Source organism: Aidingimonas lacisalsi (assembly GCF_008079445.1).
In the GTDB taxonomy this organism is placed as follows: Bacteria; Pseudomonadota; Gammaproteobacteria; order Pseudomonadales; family Halomonadaceae; genus Aidingimonas; species Aidingimonas lacisalsi.
Genome location: NZ_VRYH01000002.1, coordinates 252,578 through 268,131, shown reverse-complemented (window position 1 = coordinate 268,131; position 15,554 = coordinate 252,578). Strand labels below are relative to the sequence as shown.

Annotated in this window: 15 protein-coding genes; 5 read left to right on the top strand and 10 right to left on the bottom strand. The window is 54.4% G+C overall.

All coding sequences use genetic code 11. The annotated features are described in order from the left end of the window. Positions 1 to 73 precede the first annotated feature (73 nt). The 4 genes from FVV99_RS04495 (at position 74) to FVV99_RS04480 (ending at position 4,139) form a co-directional block, all read left to right on the top strand. Positions 74 to 658, top strand: coding sequence for a PadR family transcriptional regulator (locus FVV99_RS04495; RefSeq protein WP_148252843.1), 585 nt, complete (start codon positions 74 to 76; stop codon positions 656 to 658). Positions 659 to 851: 193 nt separating this feature from the next. Beyond that, entirely contained in the window at positions 852 to 1,436 is a 585-nt protein-coding gene (locus FVV99_RS04490; protein WP_148252842.1) for a TetR/AcrR family transcriptional regulator, read from the top strand. An 83-nt stretch (positions 1,437 to 1,519) separates the two neighbouring features. Continuing rightward, complete coding sequence (locus FVV99_RS04485) at positions 1,520 to 2,914, top strand: sodium:solute symporter family protein (protein ID WP_201745026.1); 1,395 nt, start codon at positions 1,520 to 1,522, stop codon at positions 2,912 to 2,914. 10 nt (positions 2,915 to 2,924) lie between these two features. Then, on the top strand, positions 2,925 to 4,139 hold the full coding sequence (locus FVV99_RS04480) for a metal-dependent hydrolase family protein (RefSeq protein WP_148252841.1): 1,215 nt from the start codon (positions 2,925 to 2,927) through the stop codon (positions 4,137 to 4,139). A 299-nt stretch (positions 4,140 to 4,438) separates the two neighbouring features. On the opposite strand, the gene FVV99_RS04475 is transcribed toward FVV99_RS04480, so the two are convergent. From FVV99_RS04475 to FVV99_RS04445, 7 genes are read right to left on the bottom strand one after another with little or no spacing between them, the layout of a single operon-like run. Then, the gene (locus FVV99_RS04475) at positions 4,439 to 5,578 is read right to left on the bottom strand and encodes a mandelate racemase/muconate lactonizing enzyme family protein (RefSeq protein ID WP_148252840.1); all 1,140 of its coding nucleotides are present in this window, start codon (positions 5,576 to 5,578) and stop codon (positions 4,439 to 4,441) included. 28 nt (positions 5,579 to 5,606) lie between these two features. Next, positions 5,607 to 6,566, bottom strand: coding sequence for an NAD(P)-dependent oxidoreductase (locus FVV99_RS04470; protein WP_148252839.1), 960 nt, complete (start codon positions 6,564 to 6,566; stop codon positions 5,607 to 5,609). Beyond that, complete coding sequence (locus tag FVV99_RS04465; protein ID WP_148252838.1) at positions 6,559 to 7,464, bottom strand: fumarylacetoacetate hydrolase family protein; 906 nt, start codon at positions 7,462 to 7,464, stop codon at positions 6,559 to 6,561. The genes FVV99_RS04470 and FVV99_RS04465 overlap by 8 nt, the downstream gene beginning before the upstream one ends. 15 nt (positions 7,465 to 7,479) lie before the next feature. After that, positions 7,480 to 8,619, bottom strand: a complete 1,140-nt coding sequence (locus FVV99_RS04460) for a mandelate racemase/muconate lactonizing enzyme family protein (RefSeq protein ID WP_148252837.1) — start codon at positions 8,617 to 8,619, stop codon at positions 7,480 to 7,482. 18 nt (positions 8,620 to 8,637) lie between these two features. Then, positions 8,638 to 10,146 (bottom strand): tripartite tricarboxylate transporter permease, encoded by a 1,509-nt coding sequence (locus tag FVV99_RS04455; protein ID WP_148252836.1) that lies wholly within the window; start codon positions 10,144 to 10,146, stop codon positions 8,638 to 8,640. An 18-nt stretch (positions 10,147 to 10,164) separates the two neighbouring features. Further along, on the bottom strand, positions 10,165 to 10,662 hold the full coding sequence (locus tag FVV99_RS04450; RefSeq protein ID WP_148252835.1) for a tripartite tricarboxylate transporter TctB family protein: 498 nt from the start codon (positions 10,660 to 10,662) through the stop codon (positions 10,165 to 10,167). Positions 10,663 to 10,713: 51 nt separating this feature from the next. After that, on the bottom strand, positions 10,714 to 11,688 hold the full coding sequence (locus FVV99_RS04445; RefSeq protein ID WP_201745025.1) for a Bug family tripartite tricarboxylate transporter substrate binding protein: 975 nt from the start codon (positions 11,686 to 11,688) through the stop codon (positions 10,714 to 10,716). Between the two features lie 216 nt (positions 11,689 to 11,904). On the opposite strand from FVV99_RS04445, the gene FVV99_RS04440 reads away from it, so the two are divergent. Then, positions 11,905 to 12,627 carry a GntR family transcriptional regulator gene (locus FVV99_RS04440; RefSeq protein ID WP_148252834.1) on the top strand — a complete coding sequence of 241 codons (723 nt, stop codon included), beginning with the start codon at positions 11,905 to 11,907 and terminating at the stop codon, positions 12,625 to 12,627. Positions 12,628 to 12,701: 74 nt separating this feature from the next. Here FVV99_RS04440 and FVV99_RS18910 read toward each other — a convergent pair whose 3' ends face one another. The 3 genes from FVV99_RS18910 to FVV99_RS04430 form a co-directional block, all read right to left on the bottom strand. After that, entirely contained in the window at positions 12,702 to 12,830 is a 129-nt protein-coding gene (locus FVV99_RS18910) for a hypothetical protein (RefSeq protein WP_269090053.1), read from the bottom strand. A gap of 401 nt (positions 12,831 to 13,231) precedes the next feature. Then, on the bottom strand, positions 13,232 to 14,239 hold the full coding sequence (locus FVV99_RS04435) for a TRAP transporter substrate-binding protein (protein WP_201745024.1): 1,008 nt from the start codon (positions 14,237 to 14,239) through the stop codon (positions 13,232 to 13,234). A gap of 19 nt (positions 14,240 to 14,258) precedes the next feature. Continuing rightward, entirely contained in the window at positions 14,259 to 15,551 is a 1,293-nt protein-coding gene (locus FVV99_RS04430; RefSeq protein ID WP_148252833.1) for a TRAP transporter large permease, read from the bottom strand. Between the last annotated feature and the right edge of the window lie 3 nt (positions 15,552 to 15,554).

Sequence of the window (15,554 nt, the reverse complement as noted above, 5' to 3'; positions counted from 1 at the left end):
CACGGCATGGCAAATGCCTCGCCCTGCCCTCTACAATGGCATGTCGTGACCTATCCATGCATAAGGCGTCTCGATGCCCGATTCTGCTGCTGACAACGACGACCTGACGTCATCCTCGAGCCAGGACGCTGCCCTGCCGCTCGGCATGCCCGCCACGCGCAAGCTATCCGCCCGGGACCTGAGCATCATCTCGCTTGCGCTGCTGGCCGACGAGGAAAGCTACGGCAGCCAGTTGAGCGAGCGCATCGAACAACTCTCCAATGGTTTCTATCGCCCCAGCCCGGGCGTGCTCTACCCTGCGCTGAAGGATCTCAGCGACCGCGGCTTGCTGACCCAGCATCGCCAGGGGCGCCGTAAGTACTACCGAGTCACGCGGGAGGGCAAGCAATGGCTGCACGACAATGCCGACGCCGCGGAACGCGTCGCGTCACGACTGCGCTCTGCCGGACGCAAGTTGAACGCCCTGTTCGCTTCGATGAGTGAGGCGCTCGACGATGACACCCTGGCGATGCCGCTGGCCCAGGACATGCTCAGCGCCCGCATGGACCTCAAGGCCGCGCTGCACGAAAGCCGCCATGCCCCTCCCGACGCCCAGCAGCGCATCCTGCGATTGCTGCAGGAAACCGCCGAGCGCATTCGCATCGAGACTCGCGGCTAAGTGCGATCTTCGGTCAGCGAAAGCTGGCAATGGAAGGTCTGGTCAAGACCATTCAGATAGTGATTGCTTACTCTTCCCTAGCTATGCACCTGAGGCATTGAACCAATAAAAACCGACTTGACGGTTTGTTTTTTAAATGGCATTACTGGAATCGGTCGTATAACAACAGCTGGCAACACCAGAGAGCGATATCATGAAGTGGCAACAACGCAAGAGCAGGGAAACGCGGCAGAAGCTGCTGAACGCCACCCTGATCTGCCTGGAACGCGATGGGTTTCATAGCTTCCGGCTTGATCGCGTCGCCCACGAAGCGGACGTGTCAAAGGGGGCATTGACTCACCATTTCTCCAACAAGGAAGAGTTATTAGCCCAAGCGATTGAGAAAGTCCTAGCCGAGTTCGTCGACACCCTCGAACGCGGTGTCGATGACGTCCATGCCGATCGTCTATCCCTAGATGGGTTTCTCGATCTCATGTGGCGTCACATGAGCGGACAGCTCTATATGGTCACGCTCGAAATCGCCTTGAAGGCACGTCACGAGCCGGACTTCAAAACGCTGTTGACGCCCCAGGTACAACACTTTCACGCACGTATCGACGTCATCTGGCAGCGCCTCTTTCCCCATCTGCCTGCTGAACAAGCGACCAACTTGATGAACCTGTCCATGAATCTGCTCCGCGGCATGGGGACGCAGAGTGTGTTTCGCGAAGACACACAATATTTCAACGGCTTATTGAACAGTTGGAAAGCCATCTTACGACAGCAAATCACTGCCTGAGCGCGACTGCGTCATTGCGTTCCAGTGCGTCATCTCCTCTTGACAACGTCTCTCGACAACAACCTCAAACGGGAATCGACACCATGCATGCAACGATATTGATTGTGTACCTGATCTCGATGGTCCTGGCGGGCATCTACTTTTCAAAACGCAAAGTCCACAATGACACCGACTTTCTCGTCGCGGGACGTTCCCTACCTTTTTTCGTCGTTACGGGGACGCTGCTCGCCACTTTTGTCGGCTCCGGCTCGGTGATTGGCGGTGCCAGCTTCGTCTTCCAGAACGGTCCGGGCGCCGCGATTTTCTTCTTCGCCGGCACCCCTATCGGCGCGTTTGTCATGTACTGGTTTCTGGCCAGGCGTATCCGGGAGTCCGAGGCGACCACCATCCCCGAACTGATCGAAACGCGCTATGGCAAGCATGCACGCACCGTTGCATCATTGATCATTCTGCTTGCCTATGTCGGCATCGTTTCCTATCAATTCCTGGGCGGGGGCTATGCGCTCAACATCGCCTTTGGCCTTCCGACTTGGCAAGGAACCCTCATTTCGGCTGGCATTATCACGATGCTAGCCACCTTAGGTGGGCTGGTGTCGGTCGCGTACACGGACTTCATCAGCGCGATCATCATTTTCGTTAGCATGCTGATCGGGGTACCGATTGTCTTAAGCGAACTAGGCGGGTTCTCGAGCATGCTCGGCGCCTTGCCCAGTGAGCAACTCTCGCTCACGGGAGGACTCAGCTTGTGGCAGGCCATCGGCTATTTCCTTCCCCTGTTCCTTCTGCTGCTGGGAGACCAGAATCTCTTTCAGCGTTTTGCCGCGGCCACGGATGCAACCACAGCACGCCGCTCGGCGATGGGCTTCATGATCACGGGCTTTATCAGCATTGTACTGATCGTGCTCTTTGTCAGCAGTGCCCGCGTATTATTCCCGGATATCAATCCCGATACCGCCATGCTGGTCATGGCACAGCAAGGCCTGCCGGGTGTATTAGGGGCGCTGTTGTTGTCCTCGGTGGTGGCGCTCATCCTGACGACGGGCAACTCCTATCTTCTCTCTTGCTCAGCCAATTTGACGCAGGACATCATCACCGGCTTGTTTAATGTTTCCATTCCTTCAGCGAAGCGACTGGTGTTCAACCGCATCAGTGTCGCCGGGCTGGGTATCGTCGCTTACGTTTTGGGGGCCTTTTTTCCCAGCGTACTGGCCATCCAGATGTACTCTTACGGGATGTACGGCGCAGCCATCACGCCTGCCCTGCTGGCGGCTTTGCTATGGAAGCGTGCCACGCCCCTGGGAGGGCTGGCAGGCATGATCACTGGTGGCGCGGTCACCCTGATCTGGGAAATCGGACTGAATAAACCGCTCGATTGGAACAGCGTCCTGGTCGCCATGCCGCTGGCCACATTCGCACTCATCATTCTCAGCCTGCTGACACAACCCGCGTCGGGCAACGCACAAACGTCACGAGGATAAGGACTACCGTATGTTGATCATCAATCGTTGCCGCCTTTTCGATGGCCTCAGCGACACCGTCAGGGACAATCAGAGCGTGTTAATCAAGGACGGCCGGATCACCGACATCGTCGACGGTGTCGAGACCGCAACACACGCCGACGTGATCGACGCAGCAGGTGCCACGCTGACTCCCGGACTGATCGATGCCCATGTCCATGTACTTGCGGCATCGGCAAGCCTCAGGCAGGTCGACTTGATGGCGCCCTCCTATGTCGCGCAGTTCGCCCATCATTCACTACGCGCCATGTTACGGCGGGGATTTACCAGCGTCAGGGATGCTGCGGGGGCCGACTATGGTCTGTCCCAAGCCGTTGAAGAAGGCCTGATTGACGGTCCCCGTCTCTTCTACTGTGGCAAGGCCTTGAGCCAGACTGGCGGGCACGGCGACTGGACACCTTTCGAGGGCGGGTGTCTCTGCGGTTGTGGTGCGTCGACCAGTATATCTCGCATCGCCGACGGCGTGGAAAATGTGCAGCACGCCGCCCGTGACGAACTGCGTCGGGGCGCCAACCACATCAAGATCATGGCTGGCGGCGGTGTCGCCTCCCCTTCTGATCCGATCGATGTATTGCAATACACCGAGGACGAAATCCGGGCGATCGTCTGGGAAGCCCAGGCGTGGGGTAAGTATTGTCTTGCCCATGCCTACATTCCTGAAGCCATTTCTCGCTGTCTGGAGTACGGTGTACGCTCGATCGAGCACGCCAACCTCATTGACCGAGCAGCCTGTGAATTAGCCAAGCAACATGAAGCATTCATTGTGCCGACGGTCAGCACGTATGAAGCGCTAGCCAAGCATGGTAAGGAGATGGGTTTTCCGGCTGTGAGCTGCGCGAAGGTGGAAGATGTCCGCCAACAAGGACTGGATGCATTGGACCTGCTCCACGATAGCGGTGTCCAGGTCGGTCTGGGTAGTGACCTGCTCGGAGACATGCAACGCTACCAGATGCGGGAGTTCATGTTGCGCGGGGAAACGTTCTCCCCCGTCGAGGTGCTCAAGCAGGCCACGTCAGTCAATGCCCGCCTGCTTGATCGAGAGGGAGACATCGGCATAGTACGCCCTGGCGCATTGGCAGATCTCGCGCTCTGGGAAGGCAATCCCGACGAAAACCTGGGTGTGCTCGAATACCCGGAAAAAACCCTCAAAGCCGTCTTCAAGGAAGGACGTCAGGTGGCATGGTAATCCATTCATCCATGCGGCGCGGAGTGCTCAACCCCCGCCGCATGGATGCCTCACCCTTAAGCACGCACATCAGATCGGCCCCATGTGTTAATGACACAAAGTCATCTGATGCCCATATATCCAGCCCCATAACGAGGCAACGGTCTTCCTACTTCGTGGAATGCCCCGGGTCTAGCGGACACTTCCGAGCTATGATGGGAATGCCCCTCCACCTAACAAAGGCGCGTATCCTTCCCGTCGAGAAACCCGAGCCTACCTATCGTGCACTGCTCGTGAATCATGATTGGAAATGGTTCGCATCATACGTAACAAGGCCCCTCAATCAGTGGGTGGTTGGTGAGAAAGGCTTCATCGATTTCAATTCCCAGTCCCGGCCCAGATGGCGGTTGCACACAACCATAGGCGTCAAGTTCGTAGGGTTTTCCACAGACTTCATCACGAAAGGGATTGTGTTGTGCAACATCGGCTTCAAAGTATCCCGGATTGTCAATTGCCGACAGGAGATGAAGCGTAGCCACCATGTTGATCCCGGTGGCGGAGGTATGTGGGTTCAGCGGAATTTTCCAAGCGGATGTGAGTGCTGCAATACGTTGGGTTTCGGTAATACCTCCCGTTTTAGAAAGATCCGGCTGCGCAAATTGCACCGCACCGTCTTCGAGCAAACGTGTAAATTCGAAACGTGTGTAATGGTTTTCACCGGCTGCCAGCGGCACGCCCCCAAGTTCGCTAGCACTGATATAAGACCGATAATCATGCGGTGGGAAAGGCTCTTCCAACCAACCGATCGACAATTCATCGTAGGCAGGCATCACATGTCGCACATCGTCGGGAGTATATCCCGTGTTGGCATCCACCAGGATGTCGATGCTGTCACCTACCGCGTCACGAACGGCTTGTGCCCGAGCAATATCACGCTTGGGAGTATCGCCAACACGTAGTTTCAAGGCCCGATATCCTTCGCTGACATAGCCTTGGGCTTCTACGGCGAGTGTGGCGGGGGCTTGCCAGCCAAGCGAAATACCACCTGCATAGGCAGGGATCGCTTGTTGGCTTCCTCCCAGCAAGCGATGAATTGGCCATCCGCATGATTTACCACGGATATCCCACAGCGCGATGTCGATACCGCTCAAAGCAAGCGCAGCGGCGGCCCCCATGCCATGGCTGGCGAGTTGCATGCGATAGACACGTCCCCAGACCGAGACGACATCTAACGTATCCATGCCGATGAGTAAGTCATTGAACGTAGTGTCGATCAATTTGGCGATCGCACCGGGGCAACGCCCATGATGGGCCTCTCCCCACCCCACGATACCTTCATCGGTCTCGACCTTGACCAACACCGCATCGCGTTTTACCGCTCGGCCGATACCGAGAGTGACATTCTGGCCTTCTGGTACTCGATAGGAAATAGGCACAGCTTGGATACGGGTAATCTGCATGGAATCCTCGTTCGCTTGTTATTAATGTCTATATCAGATAGGACGGGTTGACGAGATGTTGTGGGTCTTTGCCTTGCAAAATACGGATCATCTCCCGCGCAGCCCCCATACTCATGCCGTGCATGGATGTGGATGTAATGCCGGCCACGTGAGGGGTGATCTGCAGTCTCGGGCAGTTCAGCAGTTCACTATCGTTCGGAAGAGGCTGAATATCGAACACGTCGATTGCCGCAGCACCTATCGCCTCAGCCCGTAACGCAGCGATAAGTGCATCAGTCTCTATGATCGGTCCCCGAGAGACATTGATCAGAACCGCATCCGGCTTCATCAATGCTAACCGGTACGCGTTGACCAAACCGTGCGTCTCATCAGTGAGGGCACACGAGAGGATGATCACGTCACTACGCGAAAAGAGCTCATCGAGATCGACCTCGTCGATACCCTCCGGCATCCTTCCTTTGTGACGCGACGCTCCCATTACCGTCATGCCAAAGCCACGTCTTGCGGTCTCGGCGATGCGTCGGCCAATGGTGCCCACGCCGACGATACCAAGGGCGGTACCAGCGATTTCTGTTGTTTCCGTGGCGATCGCTCGCGCAGTATCCCACCCCTCTTGCTTAAATGTGTCATTGACCAAGGCCAACGGGCGACGTAGTTGCAACATGGTCGTAAAACAGAATTCGGTCACCGCTTGCGCATTGACACCAGGCAAATTCGCGACGGGGATACCACGCCTTGTAGCAGCATCGACGGGAATAAAGTCCAATCCCACCCCATGACGGACGATCCCCTTTAACCGAGGCGCATGGTCCACAATGTCATCAGGTAGTTGAGCCCTAACCACGATCCCATCGGCATTCTCTGCCAGTTTGCGCAGTGTATCGGGGTGTGTGTCAGGTGCCGTGATCAGCGACGCATGGGATTCAAGCAGTGCCTGAGCCTCCGCATGGATCGGGTTAGTCAGTAGAACAACCGGTTGGTTAGCCATGGTAGAGAGGTTCCTCCACGACAGGGTTGATCAAGGTGCCCAGTCCGCCTACGCTCGCTCGGAGCGTCATATTCGCTCGTAACCACGCGGGAGGAGTATGCATGGCGGCCACGCCAGCCGGTGTACCTGTGGCGATGACGGTCCCGGGCGAGAGTGTGGTTTCCGCGGAAAGGCGGGAAATCAACTCCGCAACATTGAACAACATCTGCCCTGTTGTGGAATCCTGTAAGACATTGTCATTACCCATCAACTGCACATGCAATGCCTGGGGATCATCGATTTCATCCGCCGTGGCGAGATAAGGCCCGAAAGGACCAAAGGTCGGTTGATTTTTGCCTCGTTCTAGATAACCGTCCCGGCGGATCATCTCGCTAGCACTGATGTCATTGAATACTGCATAGCCAGCAACATGAGCCAGTGCCTCGGACACGGATACTTTATGAGCGGAGCTGCCAATGACTGCAGCCAATTCAGCTTCATACGTCACATCACCTATCCCTTGAGGGAGGACGATAGCTTGAGTTGGACCAATCACCGTAGCGGGATCTTTCTCGAATATCACGGGGGCTGCGGGAGGAGTCATATTCCGTTCTGCAATCGCATCTTGGTAATTATGAGCGACTCCCAGAATACGTAATGGGCGAAGTAGTGGCGCTTGGAGGTCAACATCACCTAGTGTCAGATAAGCCTCGTCAGTCCATGACACATCCGCAAGGCGTTGAGTGATGTCATCTAACCCATGAACGACGAAAGCATCGACTTGGGGGACCAATCCCCCCAAGTGTTTTTGGCTAGAGGGGTGACCGAGATCAATCACCGCCTGGTTCAGAGAGGAAGCATCACCCTTTAGAATGCCTGCCCTGACAGCCCCCTCGTGTAGAAAGGTGATAAAACGCATCAGGTCTCTCCCAAATCAGGCATCGCGGTATTGATCAATCACAGTTCGATCAATCTCGATCCCCAGTCCTGGCTTGTCTGGCACCGTGACTGTACCATTCACTTGATGAATCGGCTCCCGAGCGAGATGGTCACGGAAGGGGTTTTCGCACTGCTCGAATTCAAGCATGGGCTGAAACGGAAAGAGACTGGGTGGCTGATCCGGTAATGCAGCCAAGAACTGGATGGTGGCCGCTAGCCCAACAGCTGAGCCCCAGGCATGAGGGACGCATTCCACGCCATGAGCTGATGCCAAGGTCGCAATTTTCTTCGATTCGGTTAGGCCGCCGGCAGCGCAGACATCAGGCTGCACGATATCCATCGCCTTACGAGCGATCGTGTCGCGAAATCCCCAACGCGTGAAGCCATTCTCACCACCGGCCACTGCCATATCCAAGGCACGCGTGACGGCTATATAGCCGTCGATATCTTCGGGGGAAATCGGCTCCTCGAACCACTCTATATTGAGTTTCTCTAGTTGTCGGCCTAGCCGGATAGCGATTGGCACGGAGAAACAATGGTTAGCATCGACCATCAGTTGGATGTTCGGACCAACCGCTTCCCGAACGGCTGCTACTCGTTCGTAGTCACGTTCAATCGATCCGAGCCCAATCTTCATCTTGATCGCCTTGAACCCGTCCCTCACATAACCTTGTGCTTCTTCAACGGCTTCATCGACTAGTCGGTCAGTGTCGGTAAAATACAGCCCAGTGGCATATGCATTAATCTCGGTACGAAACGCTCCTCCAAGCAGCTTGTGAACGGGCTTTCCAGAGGCTTTTCCGACGATATCCCAGAGAGCGATATCTATGCCACTGATCGCAGCAATAGCCATCCCCGTCTGCCCATAGTCCTTGATACGGTTGTACAGGAACTCCCAAATCACCTCGACATCGAAAGGATCACGCCCGATGATATGCGAAGCAAGCTGGGTGTCGATGAAAGCTTTGGCTACCGCTGACGGGCCGTAACACTCCCCCCATCCCACAATACCGTCACTGGTTTCGATTTCTACCAAACAGGTACCCCGACGCTTGTATAGCCATCCACGGGATGATGTGAAAGGGTGTTCGACTGAGGAACTGAGTACATGACAAGTGACTTTTTTAATTTGCATTTAACAATCTCCGTTTAGTTATAAGGAGCTATCGGGCGCCGCTTTGCGTTTTTTCCACATCGCAATCGCGGAGGGGAGAAAAAGTGCGATAAGGGTGATGGCAAGAATCAATCCTGATACGGGACGCGTAATGAATGTGGTCCAGTCGCCACCACTTGATACCAGGGCGCGACGTGCTTCCGTCTCCAGAAGCGGACCAAGAATGACACCGATAACCATCGGGTAAACTGATAGGCGGGCGAGCGTAGCAAGAAAGCCGAATACACCGAGTCCCAGCATGACAACCACATCAAACCACTGGTTGCCTAGCGCATAAGTTCCCACAACGGCAAGGATGAAGAGTGCGGGAGTCAAGAGGTGGCGAGGCACGTCCAGTACGCGTACAAAAAATCGAAAACAGGTCATTCCTACAATGAGAATCGCTATCGTCGCAATCAACATTGAGGCCAGGATATTCCACACGAGGTCACCACTAGTCTCAAAGAGACGAGGCCCCGGCTGCATACCATGAATTGTCAGGCCACCGAGCAACATCGCGGTAACGGTGTCACCTGGAATGCCTAGCGTTAACAGTGGAATGAGGGCACCGCCGGTGACACCATTATTTGCCGCTTCAGAGGCTACGACGCCTCCCGGTGCGCCTTTACCATAATTCTGTCTATCACGATCGAATCGTTTGGCCTGGTCGTAAGCTATGAGCGATCCGACGCTACCACCAAGGGCTGGCATGATACCCAAGGCGACTCCGATAAAACCGGACCGAATCGTATTAACGGCTTGAGTGCACCATTCAGCAAAGGAAGGCAGCATCCCTGCGAGGCTTTTTGGCGCCCGTGTATGTGTATCTTCTTGAAATAGGGAGTTCATCAACTCGGGAATAACAAGCAAACCGATAAGCGCTGGCATGATGTTAATACCACGCATGAGCTCCATCGTGCCGAACGTCCAACGTGCTTCACCAGTGATCTGATCGAGACCGACGACGGATAACCCCACGCCAATAATAACGCTTACCAATCCCTTGATAGCTGTGCCGGGAATAACTGATGCGATGATCACCAGTCCCAACAGAGCAACTGCTGCGTACTCGGCAGCACCCAATTTCAGGGCGAGATTCGCTAATGGTGGCGCGATAGTGATCAGGGACATCCAAGCAATCAACGCGCCGGTGACTGACGAGAGAAGAGCCCATCCGTAGGCACGCACGGCTTGTCCCTTGTTAGCCATGGGATGTCCATCAAGCGAAGTGATGATTGCCGATGGTGTACCGGGAATGTTGAGCAAGATGGCTGGAATAGAGCCCCCTGACATGGACCCCACGTACAATCCAATCATCATGCTTATGGCCACATCGCCAGGTAATGGAAACGTCAAGGGAATAAAGAGTGCTACCCCCATGGTGGCTGTTAATCCAGGGGTGGCACCAAATGTAAATCCAACAATGACTCCAAAAACAATCAGTAACAGGGCCTGCGGCTGTGACAAAAGATAAGCAAAGCCACCACTAAGGCCGTTAATGATATCCATGGACAGTGACTCCTTTGATTACCTTAGTGGGACCTTGAGTATGTAGGTGAAAAGTGACCATACACCCGTAGAAAAAAGAATAGCGGTAATCAACGACATCGAGACCGTCTTTCGAGTCAGTTTTTCCTTTCCCATCAACAACAAACTTGTCGAAAAGAAAAAAACGATCGTTGTTATTGCAAAGTTCAAGTAATGCCACGCAAATATATACGCTGCCAGAATCACTAACATCGGCACCCCGACATTTGATGCTTGGCGAAGAGTCGGCTCATCATCATTGTCACTCGATAAAAGTGACGAGGCTCTTGACTTATAGAAATCGAGCAAGTCAGAAGCATAAATAATGACTGATAATAATGCGGTAAAAGCAACAACGAACTGAGGAACAGCACCGGAACGAATACTGCCACTTTCATCGAAAGTGGGAAGGTCAAAAGCCGGTGGTGCCAAAATAGCGCACAAAGTCAGCAAAATGATTGTCACTAATGTACTGGCAGAGAAACGTAGCACAGACATGAAGAGTCCCCTTAGCCCGGCGATGTCCGCCGGGCGTTTCGCTATGAGGAATTAGTCATCAAACACTTTGTCGGACACTTCTTCGATGGCCTGTGCTACGTCTGCGACTTCTTGTTCGAGCTCTTCTCCCGAAATAGGACTCACTTCAAAACCATTCTCTGCGGCGAAAGTCTGGAACTCCTCGCTGGTGAGGGCACTTTCAAAAGCGGTTGTCAGTTTGTCACGAACTTCAGGGTCGAGATCAGCCGGGGCCTCAATGTAGCCCATCTGGACCACCGGGCCATAAGGGAAGACATCATACCCCTCATCTTCAAAGGTCGGGACATCGGGAAGGGCATCGATTCGCTCGTCAGCAAAGACACCAAGGGGAACGAGGTCTCCCGCTTCAATTTGCTCCATAGTTTCACTGGGTTTTAGAACCCCGGCTTCGATGTGCTCACCCAGTAAGTCCTTGATGACCTGGGAGCCACCTGATTGCGGAACATGCCGATACTCTGTGTCCGCAGAACGAGCTGTCATTGCGGCGAAGATGTGGTTGAGGTTGTTGGTACCCGGTGTGCCGATACGTACCTCACCCGGATTATCTTCCATGTAGCCAATGAAGCTATCGAGGTCGTCGTACTCACTGGTTCCCGGAACCACCAGGAGTAAGGGATCAACGGAAAGACGAATAATGTGAGTGAATTGATCATTTTCTAGAGGCACCTTGCCTTGCGCCATAATGGCAAGTGTGGAACTTGTGCCATTGCCAATTGTGTAGCCATCCGGGTTGGCGGATGCGACCTGCCCCATTCCGACAGCCCCTGTTCCTCCGGGAACATTTTCGATGACTGTTGAAAATCCTTCCTCTTCCAGTATGGGCTGTAACTTGCGCGCCATGATGTCGTTAGATCCTCCCGCATTCCACGGGATGACCCAACGAATGTCTTTATCGGGATAGTCCGACTGGGCAACTGCCAGAGGAGCCATGGCGGTCAGTAGGGATGCGGATGCGACAGCGATACCGAGTGTTTTGAGCGTGCTCATCAGGTTTTCTCCATTTGTGTTGTGTGTTATAACAAACAACATCGAACACGCAGTGGTGTTTTGTCAAATCCAGGAACCTCGACGTTAGTCGTAATTAACCTAAACGCATGACTTCGAGGTGTTAGCTGACAGACTGGTAAGCTTTCACTGACAGACACGATCTACATCATGTCGCTAGCAGTTTAATGTCTGCAGGTGAATGAGTTGGGAGACGATATGGACGATCCGCACAAAGACACACCATTTCAAAAGCTGGAACGCGAACCATTGTGGGACCGAGCGCACTCACAACTGCGTGATGCATTACTCTCGGGACGCTTTGAGCCCGGTAGTGGGTTAACGCTGAGGTTTCTAGCGAAGACGTTTGGCACGTCTATCACGCCCGTTCGTGATGCCGTATCGCGCTTGGTCGCGCAGGGGGTATTACGTCAAGGATCGCGGAGCTCAGCTATCGTACCGGAGATCAGTGAAGAGGAGTTAAGTCATTTAACAATCATTCGCTGCGAGTTGGAGGGACGCGCTGCTTTGGAAGCGGCCAAGAAAGCAGAACCCAACGAAGTACAGCATCTGGAAAGTCTCTACCAAGTCATGGAAGATGCCGTGGCAAACCGAGACTTCCAGGCCTATTTGGATGCACACCGGCGGTTCCATTTTGATATCTACCATATTGCTGCCATCCCTCCGCTCTCAGATATGATCGAAAATTTGTGGCTCCGTTGCGGCCCTTTGCTGTCATTGGTGACACCTGAATATGTTAAATTATTGAAACGAAAGAATTATCATGCTGTTGTTCTCAACGCCATTCGAGAAGGTAAAGGGGATGATGCAAACCAAGCAATCGTGGCTGATATCGAGCAGGCTGCCCAGTATCTGGTGGAGTTGATGGATGAGGAAGGCCGCATTCGACGACCGACTAAAGCCTGGACGTCATGGGAATGAAATGAAGAGATATCCCATTTCAACCTGTGCCCTCAGGATTTGAGCGATATTCATCATCGGCAAAAGCGTTCTCTTCAGCGACCGGAGGCAGCACCGATACCAGAAGCGGTACCGCTACCTAATTCTTGGATCACAAAGCGTCCATGTCCTCCCGGGACGATGATTGGATATTGCGTGCCCAGCTTGCCGCCTTCAACGATCATCCGCTTTCCTTTGCCAAGATCACTGTTGCTGTGATCGGTCACATCCAGTCACTGATGCCGGTGCCGTTCGCCACAACTCATTCGAGTGCAAAGTCACGGATCTTTTCATGAACGTGTCTACCCTATCGAACAAGGTCTTGTTCATCACTCAGCTCGAGAATCGCCCGCACAAAGGCCAAGCGCCCCAGCGAGAGTACTCCTAAATCTGCAGGTATAACGAGAGAATCAAAATTTTACTAGGTGCCCAGAGGCCTTTGGAATTACGAGAGAGCTTGAGGGGCGAATCATTAGAGAGTCCAAGAAAAGCCCCTGGCGCGAGAATCGGGTCTTCTTGCACAGCGAGCCGAGGGCCGGCTCACAATAGGAAACCGCTGCGGTGCGCTGCACCGCAGCTAATTGGCTCATTGATTGTTGATGGCTTCATCCATGATGCGTTGAGCTTCGAGCGCCCACTCTTCGCCACCGATGTCTTCGTAGAACTCCGGCCAGATGGCCTTGGCCTTTTCTTGCCACTGGGCTTCGTCTTCGGGTGGCCCAAGCAGCTCCATACCCAGGTCGACGAGCTCGTTCTTGGCCTCTTCGGTCAGCTTGGCGGACAGTTCACGCTCATAGTTGGCGGTTTCCACACCAGCCCGATCAACAGCGTCCTGCAGATCGTCCGGCAGGCGCTGATAGAACTGCTCACTGACCAGCAACGGCCCGGTCCACATCATGTAATGGATTTCGGTGATGTAGTCCTGTACTTCGTAGAAGTTACTCGAAATAGCAGTGGTGTAGGGGTTCTCCTGGCCGTCGATCACGCCTTGCTGAAGCGCGGAGAACACTTCCGCCCACGCCATGGGTGTGGGATCGATGCCCCAGGCCTTGAAGGTCTCGATGGCGATGTTGTTGGGAGAGACCCGAATATTCTGCCCCTCCAGATCGTCCAATGTACGAACGGGTTCCTCCGCCGTGGTCAGTACCCTGAAGCCCTTTTCAAGTAGCCCGACGGCACGCACCCCGGCCTCCTTCGAGATGCGCTCGTTGAGCGGCTCCTGCAAGGCATCCATGGCCGGCCAGGCCTCCTCCGATGAAGTGAACGCATAGGGCAGCATCAACACGCCGGCCGAAGGCGCCAGCGGCACCAGATTGCCTGTATAGACAATCGCCGATTCAATAGTGCCCCTGCGCATCGACTGCGCAACTTCCTGTTCATCCCCCAACTGGTTGGAAGGATAAATTTCCACCTCGATACGTCCGTCGCTGTACTCCTCCACCAGCTCCTGAAACTTCAAAGCAGCATGGTGCGTCGGATTACTTTCGTTGTCCCCGTGGGACAGTCGCATATTGAAATCTGCACTGAAAACAGCCGAGCTGGCGAACCCCAGGCTGCATACACCTATACCAGCCATTATTTTTTTAAAGGACATGGTAATTCCTCTCTAGTTGTTAACGAATCAGCCCCAGAAGCTCCGGCAATGCCAAGCTGATTTGGGGAACAAAGGCAACGAGGAGGAGTACCGCCACCTCGGCGCCAATGAAAGGTAATGACGACCAACTGACTTTCTCGATCGTCGTTTCTCCTATCTCGCTGGCAACGAACAGATTCACCCCGAGCGGAGGTGTGGAGTAGCCTATTTCGCAGGCAATCACGAACATGATGCCAAACTGAACGGGATGGATATCGACGCCCATGGCGACGGGCAGTAAAAGCGGCGTCAGGATGATGATCTGCGTAAGCGTCTCCATCCACATGCCAACGAATATCAGTAGCGCGACGACCACCAGAATCAACGTGATGGGGTCGGTAAAGGTCGATAGCATGAGCGACGATACTTGCTGGGGAATCTGATACATGGAGAGCAGACGGCCAACTATGCGCCCTGACACCAGTACCAGCATCACGGTACCCGCGACACGTGCGGTGTAGCCCAGGCTATCGATGAACGTGGGTAATTTGATGGCTCGATGGACGAAGGTGCCCACGAAAAGTGCGTAATAAACGGCAACGATCGAGGCTTCCGTGACGGTAAAGACCCCCAGGTAGATACCGCCAAGGATGATCACCGGCGCAAACAGAGACCACTTCGCCTCTTTTGCCGTACGCCATATTTCAGCGGCATCCCGTTTGCTCGTGTCCTGGGCGACATAGCCTCGCTTCTTGCTGATGACCAGTACCGTCAGGTAGAGCGCCAATGCCAACAAGAGCCCGGGAATAGCCCCGGCGACGAAGAGCGCAGTGATCGACGTTTCCGATGTTATGCCATAGATGATGATCGGGATCGACGGAGGAATCACCACGCCGATACCGCCCGCACTCGCGGTGATGGCACTTGAAAATCCGCGATCCTTGTACTCCTTGATCATGGCGGGAATCATGATGGAGCCAATCGCTGCGGTAGTGGCAGGCCCGGAGCCTGAAATAGCCGCAAATAGCGTACACGCAACGATAGTCACCGTCGCGAGCCCTCCGGGCGCCGGCCCGACCAACGCACGCGAGAAGAGGATAAGTCGCTCCGTCAGCCCGCCTTTTTCCATCAAGGCACCGGCCAGAATGAACATCGGGACCGCTATGATCGTGAAATCATTGACGGCGGAATAGGCACTCTGAACGACATAGGATAGCGGCAACCCGGATTGCAGCATGCTCAGTACCGCTGCCATCCCCATCGAAACAGCGACAGGCACACCGAGCAGCAAAAAGCCGATAAAGCCAACGGTAAGAATGATTGCGGGACTCATAGG

Coding starts and splice junctions, on each gene's coding strand:
- FVV99_RS04495 (WP_148252843.1), top strand. CDS start 74: ATGCCCGATTCTGCTGCTGACAACGACGACCTGACGTCATCCTCGAGC.
- FVV99_RS04490 (WP_148252842.1), top strand. CDS start 852: ATGAAGTGGCAACAACGCAAGAGCAGGGAAACGCGGCAGAAGCTGCTG.
- FVV99_RS04485 (WP_201745026.1), top strand. CDS start 1,520: ATGCATGCAACGATATTGATTGTGTACCTGATCTCGATGGTCCTGGCG.
- FVV99_RS04480 (WP_148252841.1), top strand. CDS start 2,925: ATGTTGATCATCAATCGTTGCCGCCTTTTCGATGGCCTCAGCGACACC.
- FVV99_RS04475 (WP_148252840.1), bottom strand. CDS start 5,578: ATGCAGATTACCCGTATCCAAGCTGTGCCTATTTCCTATCGAGTACCA.
- FVV99_RS04470 (WP_148252839.1), bottom strand. CDS start 6,566: ATGGCTAACCAACCGGTTGTTCTACTGACTAACCCGATCCATGCGGAG.
- FVV99_RS04465 (WP_148252838.1), bottom strand. CDS start 7,464: ATGCGTTTTATCACCTTTCTACACGAGGGGGCTGTCAGGGCAGGCATT.
- FVV99_RS04460 (WP_148252837.1), bottom strand. CDS start 8,619: ATGCAAATTAAAAAAGTCACTTGTCATGTACTCAGTTCCTCAGTCGAA.
- FVV99_RS04455 (WP_148252836.1), bottom strand. CDS start 10,146: ATGGATATCATTAACGGCCTTAGTGGTGGCTTTGCTTATCTTTTGTCA.
- FVV99_RS04450 (WP_148252835.1), bottom strand. CDS start 10,662: ATGTCTGTGCTACGTTTCTCTGCCAGTACATTAGTGACAATCATTTTG.
- FVV99_RS04445 (WP_201745025.1), bottom strand. CDS start 11,688: ATGAGCACGCTCAAAACACTCGGTATCGCTGTCGCATCCGCATCCCTA.
- FVV99_RS04440 (WP_148252834.1), top strand. CDS start 11,905: ATGGACGATCCGCACAAAGACACACCATTTCAAAAGCTGGAACGCGAA.
- FVV99_RS18910 (WP_269090053.1), bottom strand. CDS start 12,830: ATGATCGTTGAAGGCGGCAAGCTGGGCACGCAATATCCAATCATCGTC.
- FVV99_RS04435 (WP_201745024.1), bottom strand. CDS start 14,239: ATGTCCTTTAAAAAAATAATGGCTGGTATAGGTGTATGCAGCCTGGGG.
- FVV99_RS04430 (WP_148252833.1), bottom strand. CDS start 15,551: ATGAGTCCCGCAATCATTCTTACCGTTGGCTTTATCGGCTTTTTGCTG.